The sequence below is a fragment of the Amycolatopsis sp. Hca4 genome, assembly GCF_013364075.1.
Lineage (GTDB): Bacteria > Actinomycetota > Actinomycetes > Mycobacteriales > Pseudonocardiaceae > Amycolatopsis.
The window spans coordinates 410,022-421,508 of the sequence record NZ_CP054925.1 but is presented as its reverse complement, the minus strand read 5'-3'; the positions used below and the strand labels follow the sequence as shown (position 1 = coordinate 421,508).

Sequence of the window (11,487 nt, the reverse complement as noted above, 5' to 3'; positions counted from 1 at the left end):
GCGGCGAACGCCATGGGAGGAGTCTCACTCGACCGTGGATCGGTAAATCCCTAGTAGTGCCAGCACAAGGCCGGAAACGCGAAGAGCACGAACCCCGCGGGGTTCGTGCTCTTCGCCGAAAATCCGGTGGAAGCGCTACCAGCCGGCCGACACCAGGAGATCGCCGAAGTCGCGCTCGCGCTCGGCTTGGCGCAGGTCCGATTCCACCATCATCTGCATCAGCTCGGTGAAGTCCACTTCGGGCTCCCAGCCGAGTTCGGTGCGGGCGCGGGTGTTGTCCGCGCACAGCGTCTCCACCTCCGCCGGGCGCACCAGCGCCGGGTCGATCACGACGTGATCGCGCCAATCCAGGCCGACGCACTCGAAGGCGATCCGCACCGCGTCCCGGACCGAGTGCATCTTCCCCGTGCCCACCACGTAGTCGCCGGCGACGGGCTGCTGCAGCATCAGGTGCATGGCACGCACGTAGTCACCGGCGTAGCCCCAGTCGCGCACCGCGTCCAGGTTGCCGAGGTGGAGCTTGTCCTGGAGGCCGAGCTTGATCTGCGCCACCGCCAGGGTGATCTTGCGGGTCACGAACTCCGCCCCGCGCCGGGGTGATTCGTGGTTGAACAGCATCCCGGAGACCCCGTACATCCCGAAGGACTCCCGGTAGTTGCGGGTGATGAAGTGCCCGTAGGCCTTGGCGACCCCGTACGGGCTGCGCGGGTGGAACGTGGTCGTCTCGCGCTGCGGCGTCTCGGCCACCTTGCCGAACATCTCCGAGGAGGAGGCCTGGTAGAAGCGGATCTGGTTGTCCACGGTCGGGGTGCGCGAGCCGCTCAGCCCGCTGACCACCCTGATGGCCTCCAGCATGCGCAGCACGCCCATGCCGTTGACCTCGGTGACGAGTTCCGACTGCTGCCAGGACATCGGCACGAACGAGATGGCCCCGAGGTTGTACACCTCGTGCGGCTGCGCGGCGTCGACCGCGGAGACCAGGCTGGCCTGGTCCATCAGGTCACCGTCCACAAAGGTCACATCACCGAGCAGCCTGCTCACCCTCGACTTCCGCGGGTTCGCCTGGCCGCGGATGAGCCCCCAGACCTGGTATCCCTGCTCCAGCAGGTGTTCGGCCAGGTAGGAGCCATCCTGCCCGGTTATCCCGGTGATCAGTGCGCGCTTGGTCATGCGCCGCACCCCTTTCTTCGCGACGAGCCGGACAGCGGGCTTCGGATCTCCTGCCCGGTCCGACCGTCGCAACCGGCCGGACCAGTGTCAATCGAACTCGAAGCGATACTGGGAAAATCCCGAGAGTTGCCGGGCCGATCCCTCGATCGGCGTTGCGGAGCAACGGTTTCGCGGACGCCTCAACCGGTTTCCTGGGGCACCAGGGCCGCACCGAGCCGGTCGAGCAGGGCGTCCGCCCGCTCGGCCATCCCGGGACCGTCCCACCAGGACAGCGTCAGGTCGGTCCGCCCGTCGCCTTCGGTGGCGACGACGGACAACGCGGCACCGGGCTCCATCGGGCACAGCGCGTACCCGGCCGCCGCGGTGAAGTCGTCGGTGTGGAACCACCCGGGCCGCACCGGACCCAGGTGGTACACCTCGGCCAGCAGGCTGTGCCGGTCGTCGCGCCGCGCGCCGCGGTCGACCCGCCGGACGATGTGCCGCAGCAGCGGCAGGGGTGCCTTGAGGACCTCCGCGCCCGGCGCGTCGACCCGGCAGGTCCGGTCCGCGAGCGCGGCGGCCAGCTGCCGGTCCACGTCCGGCCAGGCGTCCCCGGCCCGCAGGTCCAGCGAGACGGCCAGGGAGAGGTTGCCCGTCGACCGGATCCCCGGGTGGCCGGGGCGCACGTCGACCACGAAGCCGACCGGGGCGACGGCGTGCCCGGACAGCTCCACCAGCGCCGCGGCCAGCCGCGCCTCGAGCGCCGGGACGGTGCCCTCGATCGTGCGCCGCCGCCAGAGCTGCCGCCGCAGGTCGGCCCCGGGCGGAACGCCGAGCAGGGCGGGCACCCCGGACCCGGATTCGGACCCGGATTCGGATTCGGATTCGCCCGCTTTCCGGTGGAGCGGATCGTCGAGGTCTTCGAAGGTGGCGGCCGACGTGGCGCCGACCGGTTCTTCGCCGCGCAGGACCCGGAACACGTCACGGGCCCACCACAGCAGCCCGCGCGCGTCCATCACGGCGTGCCCGGCCCGGAACACCACCGTCGGCTGCGGCCCCGGGAACAGCACCACCTCGCACGTGCGGCCCGCGCGCCCGGGCAGCGGCGTGCGCAGCTCGGGCGCCTCGGCCGGAACGCCGGGCGCCACCGTCACCGCCGGCGTGACGCCGCTGTCCACCCAGGTGCGGCCGCGGCGGACAAGCCGGGCGCCCGGGCAGGCCCGTGACGCGATCGCCACCGCGCGGCGCAGCTCTGCGGGGTCGATGTGCCCGGCGCCCTCGACGCACAGGTTCAGCGCCGCCGACACCCGGCGCGGAAACCCCAGGAACCACCACTCGATCGGATCGATCCGGCGCGTGAAACCGGTGCCGGCGTTCGTAGGCACGCTCATGTCACTGCCCCGCCCGGGCCTGCACGGCCAGTTCGGCCACGTGCTCGACGGTCGTCCGGCGGATGATCTCGGGCAGGCGGCTGACGAACGCGCGCTCGCCCTCCGGGCCGGTCGCGTGCCGGGCGACCTGCGCAACCATGGTGATCAGCGACAGCGAGTCGCCGCCGAGCCGGTGGAAGTCGCTGGCGCCGTGCAAGCGGTCGACTTCGACGCCGAGCACCTGCGACCAGATCCGCGCCACGGTGTCCTCCATGCCTTCGAGCGCCCCGCCGGCCACCGGCTCCGCGTCCCCGAACGGATCGGGCAGCGACGCGGCCGCGATCTTGCCGTTCATCGAGCGCGGGAACTCCGCGACCGGCACGATCGCGGCCGGCACCATGTAACCGGGCAGCCGGTCGGCCAGGTAGCCGGTGAGCTCGCCGACGTCGATCGGGCCGTTCGCGGCGGTGACGTACCCGCACAAGGTCTTGTCGCGGTGGCCCGGCCGGGTGCGCGCGACGACCACGGCGCCGGACACGGCCGGGTGCGTTTCCATGGTCCGCGCGATCTCGGCGGGCTCGATGCGGTGGCCGAGCACCTTGAGCTGGTCGTCGATCCGCCCGCAGAACTCCAGGCCGCCGCCGGGCAGCCGGCGCACGACGTCGCCCGTGCGGTAGACGCGGCTGCCGTCGGCGAGCCGGACGAACCGCTCGCGCGTCAGGTCGGGACGGCCCCGGTAGCCCCGGGCGAGCTGGCTGCCGCCGATGTACAGCTCGCCGGGCTCACCCGGGGCGACGTAGCCGCGGCCGGGGTCGAGCACGTGGTAGGTCACACCGGCGTACGGCACGCCGATCGGCACGGCCGCGCCCTCGTCGCGGTCGGCGTCGAAGTCGTGGTGGCCGACGCCGATGGTGGCCTCGGCCGGTCCGTACATGTTGGTGATCAGGCAGTCGGGCCCGAACACCTCCCTGGCCCGCAGGGCCACCCCGCGGGTGAACTGCTCGCCGATGACCAGCAGCCTGCGCACCGAGCCCGGCCGCAGCTGCAGGCGGGTGATGAGGTCGAGGTGCGACGGGGTGAGGGACAGCGTCGTCGCCCCGGCGTCGAGGATCTCCTGCAGGCCGAGGTGGCTGATCTCGTCGCGCAGCAGCTGCAGCGTGCCGCCGACGGTCAGCGGCAGGATCAGGGAGAGCTGGGCGAGGTCGAAGGACAGCGAACAGAGCAGGGGCAGCCGGGTGTCCGGGCCGATGCCGTGTTCCTTCGCCGCACAGGTCGCGTACGCCGCGATGCTGCGGTGTTCGATTTCGACGCCCTTGGGCCGGCCGGTCGAACCCGAGGTGTAGACGACGTAGGCGAGGTCGCCGGGCGCCGGGGCGGCCGGCTCCAGGTCGGCGTCGCGCGGGAGGTCGTCGAGCACGAGCCCGGCGCAGCCGTGCGGGCGGTGGTCGCGCCGGTCGTGCGGGCGGGTGGCCAGGCAGGCCACGGCCTGCGCGTCGGCCAGGAGGGTCCGGATGCGGGTGTCCGGGTGCTTGGGGTCCATGGGCAGGTAGGCGGCGCCGGCCAGCAGGGTGCCCCACGCGCCGGCGACGGCGTCCACGGTCTTGTCGGCGAGCAGCCCGACCACGTCCTCGCGGCCGACTCCGAGCTCGCGCAGGGACTTCGCGACCCCGCGCACCCGCCGGGCCAGCTCGGCGTAGGTGACCTCACCGTCCGACGCACTCACCGCGATGGCGTCCGGACGGCGGCGGACCTGGTCCAGGAACCGGTCCACGATGCCGGGTCCCGGGTCCGGCAGCGCCGCGGACGTCAGCCGGCCCTGCCGGCGGTGGGCGGCCGGGGCGAGCGCCTCGCCGACGGTGTCGAGCAGCGCGTCCACCCGGTCGGACATGCCGGGGCCGTCCCACCAGGCCACCGTGAGGTCGGTGCGGCCGTCGCCCTCGGTCGCCACGACGGACACCGGCGTGGCCGGCTCCATCGGCGACACCATGTACGTGCCGGCGGCCTCGAACGTGCCGGTGTGGAACCAGTCCGCGGGCACCCGGCCGAGGTTGTTCACGTTGGCCGTGGCGCTGAACCGGTCCTCCCGGCGGGCCGAGCGCTCGGCCCGCCGGATGAAGTACCGCAGCAGCGGGACGGGCGCCTTGAGGATGCTGGGGTCCGGGGCGGAGACCCGGCCGTCCTGCCGGCCGCTCAGCGCGGCCAGCAGCCGCCGGTAGATCTCTTCCCACGAGTCGCCTGCCGCCACGTCCAGGGACAGGACCAGCGACAGGTTCCCGGTGGACCGCAGTTCCGGGTGGAACGGGCGCAGGTCGAGGGGAAACCGGATCGGCGCGGTGGACCGGCCGGAGAACGCGGTCACCGCCGCGGCCAGCCGGGCGCTCAGCGCAGGGAAGGTCCCGTCGACCGTCCGCCGCCGCCACACCTGACGGCGGATGTCCGCGCGCGGCGGGATCCCGAGCAGCGAAGGCACCTTGGTGGCCGCCTCGGCCTGGCCGGCCTGGCGGTAGAACGGGTTGTCGAGGTCCAGCACCGTCTCGGTCGAGCGCGCACCGGCCGGTTCCTCGCCGCGCAGCGCGCGGAACACGTCCCGCGCCCAGAGGATCAGCCCGCGCCCGTCCATCACCACGTGGCTCGCCCGGAACACCACGGTCGGCTCGGGACCGTCGAGCAGCAGCACCTCGCAGTTCGCGCCCGAGCGGCCGGGCAGCGGCGAACGCAGCTCGGGAGCGGCGCACGGGTCCGCGACGCCGGTGACCACCTTGACGGCCGGCGCGACACCGCCGTCGACCCAGCGGTGACCGCGGCGGACGAGCCGCGCGCCCGGGCAGGCCGCGGAAGCGACGGCCACCGCGCGGCGCAGGCGCTCGGCGGTCAGCCGGCCGGTGCCCTCGACGCAGAAGTTCGTGACCGGCGACATCTTCGCCGGAAAACCGAGGAACCACTGCTCGATCGGGCACACCTGCCGCGTGAAGGCGGCGTCTTCCGGTAGACGATCGGTCATCGCCGTGCTCCGTCCCCGTTCAGTCGACAACTCCGGGTCGGAGTCTGCATCCCGGGATCGGCCGGTCACAACAAATCCCCGCACTTCTAGGAAAAGTCCCCGAAGCGGCCACGCGGCGGGGCCGGGCCGCCGCTGTCTAGGGATTTCTCGCCAGGGCCGCGACCTACCCTTCCGCCGTGGACATCTCAGATACCGAAGCCGCCCTCTGGATCCGTCGCTTCGCCGACGCGCCGGACGCGCCGGCCCGGCTGGTCTGCTTCCCGCACGCGGGGGGCGCGGCGAGCTTCTTCCAGCCGGTGGCGCGCGCCCTGGCGCCCGTCGCGGACGTCATCTCGCTGCAGTACCCGGGACGGCAGGACCGGCGCCGGGAACCGGTCATCACCTCGGTCGAGGAGTACGCCGCGCGGCTGACCGCCGTGCTGGGCGGCCTGCCGCCGAAGCCGACCGTCTACTTCGGACACAGCATGGGCGCGATCCTCGCCTTCGAGGTGGCGCACCGCACGGCGGCCGGGGGTGGTGACGCACCGGCGTCACTGGTCGCGTCCGGCCGCCGCGGGCCCGCCACCGTCCGCGAGGAGTTCGTGCACCTGCTCGGCGACGACGGCATCATCGCCGAGGTCCAGGAGCTCGGCGGCACGGACACGGCCTTGCTGGACGACGAAGAGATCCGCCGGATGGCGCTGCCCGCCATCCGCGGCGATTTCACCGCCATCGAAACCTACAGCTGCCCGCCGGACCGGCTGGTGCCCTGCCCGATCACCGTCTTCATCGGCGACACCGACCCCAAGGTGACGGCCGACGAGGCCCGCACGTGGCAGCAGCACACGACCGGCGCCTTCGCGATGCACGTCTACCCCGGCGGCCACTTCTTCCTGGTGGAGCACTCCGCGGACGTGCTGGCGCGGCTGCGGGCCGAGCTGACCCGCGTCGCCACCACCCACGCCGTCCGGGCCTGACCCACGCCGGGCCCGGTGACCGTCGACCACGCAACGAGGAGGTATCCGCTGTGCCGCCCAGGAAAGTGACGCTGATCGGCGGGCCCGCCGGCCTGCCCGCGAACGATCGGACCCGCGAGGTGACCACCGGGCTCGAAGAGAAGCTCAAGATCCCGCACGGAGCGGGCTACGAGCACTTCAGCCACGACGGTGAGTTCTCGGTGGTGGACGGAGCCGAGGCCGCCGTCTTCCGCTGGTGCGGGAGCACCCGCGTCGCCGAGTGAACCCCCCGGGTGAACCGGCGCGACCGGCTCACCCGCGGTTCACCGGAGCGCACGAAGCCCGCCCCCGACGGAAAATGCCGTGGCGGTGCCCCTCGCGAGGGGCACCGCCACGGCATTTTCTGTCGGTGCGGAGGTCCGTCAGGTCACCACGCCGGGGACGACCCGGGGCGGCCAGCAGTCGGCGGCGAGCAGCCCCATCGAATACGCCCGGGAGACCAGGGCCGGCCGGTTCGACACCCGTAGCTTCCGCAGCATCGAGCCGACGTGGTACTCCACGCCCTGGCGGCTCAGGTACAGCCGGCTGGCCAGCTGCACGGTGGACGCACCGGCCGCCACCCCTTCCAGGATCCGCCCGTCGAGCTCGGTCAGCAGCGCCTTGCGGGCGCGTGAGCGGCGGCGGCCCTGCTCGGGGACCTCGGCCTCCTCGGCGATCACGCCGTCCGGGCAGACCAGCACGACGATCGACGACAGCTCGTCGGTCTCGCCCCGCACCGCCACCGCGGTCAGCTCGCCGGAGAACAGGTTGTCGGGCCCGTACATCCCGAGCACGCGCTCGGCGAAGCGGTTGTGGCCCTGTTTCACCAGGCCGGCGAAATGCCGGTCCAGCACGGCCTGCGTGCCCGGGTGCAGCAGTTCGTAGAGCCCGCGCCCGCAGACGTCGGCCGAGCTCCGGCCGAACTGCTCGAAGAACTCGTCGTTGGCCGCCACCACGGTCAGGTCCGGCAGCAGGCTGGCCATGCAGGTCTTGGTGTCGGCACCGTCGGACGGGTTCGGCTTCACGGCGAGACCGGAACCTGGTACCGCAGTCGCACTTTCCATCATCACCATCACCGACTTTCCGGCAGTTCCAGAGTGGGACCGCCCTCAACCTGAATCGCGGCAGCAGTTCCCCGGCCACCGCGCCCGGCTCGCACTCAGCCGGGCTGTCTCCCTGGGCGCAGCGCCGCAGGAGTCCTGTTCTGTGTCAACCGATGTCCGCGGCACAGCGGGCCGCCATCGAGGCATCCGTCAGCGGGCGCACCCGCTCGGGCCGGAGGTCTGAGCGCCGCCGTCGCGGCCGCTCGGGGGGCCGGAGCCGGTGGCACCGACGCCGGTTTCCCGGTGGAACCGAATCGCGTCCGCGGTCGGCGCCGTGCTGGTCTCGGCAGACAAGATCGGCTCCCTCCTCGATCACGTTCCGGCTCGCGTGGTGACCACACCCGGGGGCGTCCGGAGCCCCGGGATTTGCCGGCCCGACGCCAGGTGGGCGTCACCGGGGGTCGTCACCGATCGGTGAGCTTCCACCGGTACCGGGCACTCGCCACCGTGGCGGCCGCACCGCGCTGGAAAGCGGCTCCGGCTTCGCCCGTGACGACGATCTCCTTGACGTTTCGCCTCGTTGATCGCATGTTGGACGCTACTTGGGTTCGTATGGCTTTGGCAAGGCTTCGTGTGACTAAGGGTGCGATTCACCGACCATGTCAACGTTTTCCCCAGAAAAACAGCCACAGATCTGCTCGTCGGGGACAGAAGCCACAAAAAGCGGACAACAAACCAACACAGCGCGTTGGCTCGGTTCTCGTGAACCGTTACGCTGGGCAACGAACCGACTCGGCCCCACCGCACCGACCACTCCGGACTCCGCACCGAAGGCGATGACGATGTACGCAGAAGAACGGCAGCGTGTGTTCCTGGACCGGGCGCGCACCAACGGCCGCGTCGACGTGGCCGAGCTGGCCGCCGAGTTCTCGGTCACCACCGAAACCGTGCGCCGCGACCTCACCGTACTCGAACGGCACGGCCTCCTGCGCCGCGTCCACGGCGGCGCGATCCCGGTCGAACGCCTCGGCTTCGAACCCGCCCTCGCCACCCGCAACACCCTGATGGCCACGGAAAAGGACCGGATCGCCAAGGCCGCCATCGCCGAAATCCCGAAGAGGGCGCCATCCTGCTCGACGCCGGCAGCACCACCGCCCGCCTCGCCGAGCACCTCCCCGCGGACCGGGAACTGACCGTCGTCACCAACTCCGTGACCATCGCGATGACGCTGTCCACCCGCCCGCACATCACCCTCATGCTCGTCGGCGGGCGGCTGCGCGGCCGCACCCTCGCCGTCGTCGATTCCTGGGCCCTGCAGGCCCTCCGGGACACCTTCGTCGAGGTCGCCTTCATGGCCACCAACGGACTGTCCCTCGAACGCGGGCTCACCACCCCCGACAACGCCGAAGCCATGGTCAAACGGGCCTCCATCAGCTGCGCCCGCCGCACCGTCCTGCTCGCCGACCACACCAAGGTCGGCAACGACCACTTCGCGCGCTTCGCCGACCTGTCCGACGTGGACACGTTCATCACCGACGACGGGATCGACAAGCACGTGGCCCGGGACCTGGCCGGCGCCGGCCCGCGCATGGTCATCGCCTGAGCGCGGCACCCCCGGGCCCGTCGCCGCACCACGGACCGTTCCACCTCGTTCGAGCGTGGATCGATCACCGCCGGGCACCGCCCGAGGCCGGCGGCGTGCCCGAACGTACCCACCGAGGCCGGGAAACGACGAACGCCGCGGCTCCGCCCGAGGTGGGCGAAGCCGCGGCGAAGTACCCGCGTGGGTGTCCGGTGAGCCGTCCGGACAGTGACCAGAACGGCTCACCGGAGATCCGGGTGCGCGCCCGGGGGTCCGCAGTGGACACCACGGGCGTCCGGTGGCCCGGTCGGCCTGGGGGTCGCCGGCCGGGCCACCGGACGTCAGCCGGCCGGTTGCCCGGCCGAGTCGAGGTCGCGCGCCAGCAGTTCGGCGATCTCCGCCACCGCTTCCTCCGCGCCTTCGCCCTCGGCCGTGATCAGCACCTCTTCGCCACCGCGGACGCCGAGGGACATCACGCCGAGGATGCTGGCGGCGTCCACCAGCTGGTCCTCGCTGCGGCCGATCTTCACCGGCACCGGCTGCCTGGCCGCCGCCTCGACGAGGAGCTTGGCCGGCCGCGCGTGCAGCCCGACGGCCGAACCGATTACCACCGTTTTACTGGACATACCCGTGATCCCATCTGGTAGAAAGCGCGGCGCGGGGGCCCGGCCCGTTCAGCCGCGCGGCTTGGCGGCGAACTCCGCGGCGACCTGGCGGGCCTTCGGTGCTTCGGGCGCGGACAGCACCTCGCGGGCGAGGGCTTCGCACTGTTCGAGCGTGTAGTCGGTCAAGGCCGCGCGGACCGCGGGGACCGCGGACACCGACATCGACAGGCTGGTGATGCCGAGGCCGGCGAACACCGGCGCCAGCCCGGGGTCGCTGGCCGCCTCGCCGCAGATGCCGGCGGTCTTGCCCGCGTCCATGGCCGCCGCCGCGACGTTCGCCACGAGCGCCAGCAGCGCCGGCTGCCAGGGGTCCAGCAGCTCCCCCAGCTCGCCCAGCATCCGGTCCGCGGCGTAGGTGTACTGCGACAGGTCGTTGGTGCCGATGCTGACGAAGTCCACCTCCGCCAGGATGTCCGCCGCCCGGATCGCCGCGGCCGGCACCTCGATCATGACGCCGGCCTGGCCGATGCCGTGCTCGCGGGCCAGGTCGCGGAACGCCGCGGCCTCCGCCGGCGTGGCGATCATCGGGGCCATCACCCGCACGTCGGCGTCGTGGTCGGCGGCCGCCAGGCTGATCGCCCGCAGCTGCGCGGTGAGCAGCTCCGGGTGGCGGGCGCCGACGCGGTAGCCCCGCACGCCGAGGGCCGGGTTGGGCTCGTCCTCGGTGTTGGCGAACGGGATGTACTTGTCGGCCCCGGCGTCCAGCGTGCGGATGACCACCGGGCGGCCGGAGAACCCGCGCAGCACCTCGCCGTACGCCGCGCGCTGCTCCTCGACCGTCGGCGCCTCCGTGCGGTCCAGGAACAGGAACTCGGTGCGGAAGAGCCCGACCCCTTCGGCGTCGGCGGCGGCTTCGGCCGCGGCCCCGCCGACGCTGCCGACGTTGAGCAGGAGCTTGACCGGGTGGCCGTCGGCGGTCGCTCCGGGGCCGCGGTGCCGGGCCAGCTTCTCCTTCAGCGCGTCGGCTTCCGCCCGGACCTGGCGGACGTGCTCGTCCGTCGGGTCCACGACCACCGTTCCCCGGCCGCCGTCGACCGCGACCCGCTGCCCGGCCTCCAGGCCCGCGGCGCCGGCGCAGCCGACCACCGCCGGGATCCCGAGCGCGCGGGCGACGATCGCGGTGTGGCTCGTCGGGCCGCCCTTCTCGGTGACGATGCCGAGCACCTTCGCCGGGTCGAGCAGGACCGTGTCGGCCGGGGCGATGTCCTGGCCCACCAGGACGAACACCCCGTCGACGTCGGGGATGCCGGGTGGCTCCAGGCCCAGCGCGGCGGCGATCGCCCGGTCCCGGATGTCGATCAGGTCGGCCGCCCGCTCCCCGATGTAGCCGCCGATGCTCTCCAGCGCGGCGACGTGCTTGCCGAAGGCGTCGGAGATCGCCCACGCCGCCGGCCGCCCGTTGTCCACCGAGGCGCGGATGCCCGCCGTCAGCGAGGCGTCCTTGGCCATCATGATCTGGGTGTCCATGATGGACTTCGACTCGCCGCTGACCGAAGCCGCGCGCTTCTCCAGGTCCGCCACCGCCGCGTCGAGCGCTTCGGTGGCGGCTGCCAGTTCGGCTTCCGGGGCCGCCGGGGCGTCCCAGTGCTCCGGCAGCACCGGGGGCGGGGTCAGCCGCACCACCGGGCCGGCGGCCGCACCCGGGCTCGCCGGGTTGCCGCGCAGTTCGTCAACCAACTCTGGTCGCCTCCTCCTCGTCGCCC

The 11,487-nt window shown here is 72.7% G+C and carries 8 protein-coding genes and 1 pseudogene; 3 read left to right on the top strand and 6 right to left on the bottom strand.

What is annotated here, in order from left to right; genetic code table 11:
* Nucleotides 1-135: 135 nt before the first annotated feature.
* The 3 genes from HUT10_RS01945 to HUT10_RS01935 form a co-directional block, all read right to left on the bottom strand.
* Nucleotides 136-1,170 (bottom strand): GDP-mannose 4,6-dehydratase, encoded by a 1,035-nt coding sequence (locus HUT10_RS01945; protein ID WP_176169602.1) that lies wholly within the window; start codon nt 1,168-1,170, stop codon nt 136-138.
* Between the two features lie 179 nt (nt 1,171-1,349).
* Complete coding sequence (locus HUT10_RS01940; RefSeq protein WP_176169601.1) at nt 1,350-2,540, bottom strand: hypothetical protein; 1,191 nt, start codon at nt 2,538-2,540, stop codon at nt 1,350-1,352.
* Between the two features lies 1 nt (nt 2,541).
* Entirely contained in the window at nt 2,542-5,520 is a 2,979-nt protein-coding gene (locus tag HUT10_RS01935) for an amino acid adenylation domain-containing protein (protein ID WP_176169600.1), read from the bottom strand.
* Between the two features lie 176 nt (nt 5,521-5,696).
* Here HUT10_RS01935 and HUT10_RS01930 point away from each other — a divergent pair, with 176 nt between their 5' ends.
* Nucleotides 5,697-6,476, top strand: a complete 780-nt coding sequence (locus tag HUT10_RS01930; protein ID WP_176169599.1) for a thioesterase II family protein — start codon at nt 5,697-5,699, stop codon at nt 6,474-6,476.
* Between the two features lie 50 nt (nt 6,477-6,526).
* Entirely contained in the window at nt 6,527-6,739 is a 213-nt protein-coding gene (locus HUT10_RS01925) for a DUF5988 family protein (protein ID WP_176169598.1), read from the top strand.
* A 138-nt stretch (nt 6,740-6,877) separates the two neighbouring features.
* Here HUT10_RS01925 and HUT10_RS01920 read toward each other — a convergent pair whose 3' ends face one another.
* On the bottom strand, nt 6,878-7,519 hold the full coding sequence (locus HUT10_RS01920) for a LuxR C-terminal-related transcriptional regulator (protein ID WP_254896618.1): 642 nt from the start codon (nt 7,517-7,519) through the stop codon (nt 6,878-6,880).
* Between the two features lie 860 nt (nt 7,520-8,379).
* On the opposite strand from HUT10_RS01920, the pseudogene HUT10_RS01915 reads away from it, so the two are divergent.
* A pseudogene (locus tag HUT10_RS01915) lies at nt 8,380-9,140 on the top strand (DeoR/GlpR family DNA-binding transcription regulator).
* A gap of 320 nt (nt 9,141-9,460) precedes the next feature.
* On the opposite strand, the gene HUT10_RS01910 reads toward HUT10_RS01915, so the two are convergent.
* Nucleotides 9,461-9,745: an HPr family phosphocarrier protein gene (locus HUT10_RS01910; protein WP_176169597.1), complete on the bottom strand. Its 285-nt coding sequence runs from the start codon at nt 9,743-9,745 to the stop codon at nt 9,461-9,463.
* Nucleotides 9,746-9,793: 48 nt separating this feature from the next.
* Nucleotides 9,794-11,461, bottom strand: a complete 1,668-nt coding sequence (gene ptsP / locus HUT10_RS01905) for a phosphoenolpyruvate--protein phosphotransferase (RefSeq protein WP_176169596.1) — start codon at nt 11,459-11,461, stop codon at nt 9,794-9,796.
* Nucleotides 11,462-11,487: the final 26 nt, after the last annotated feature.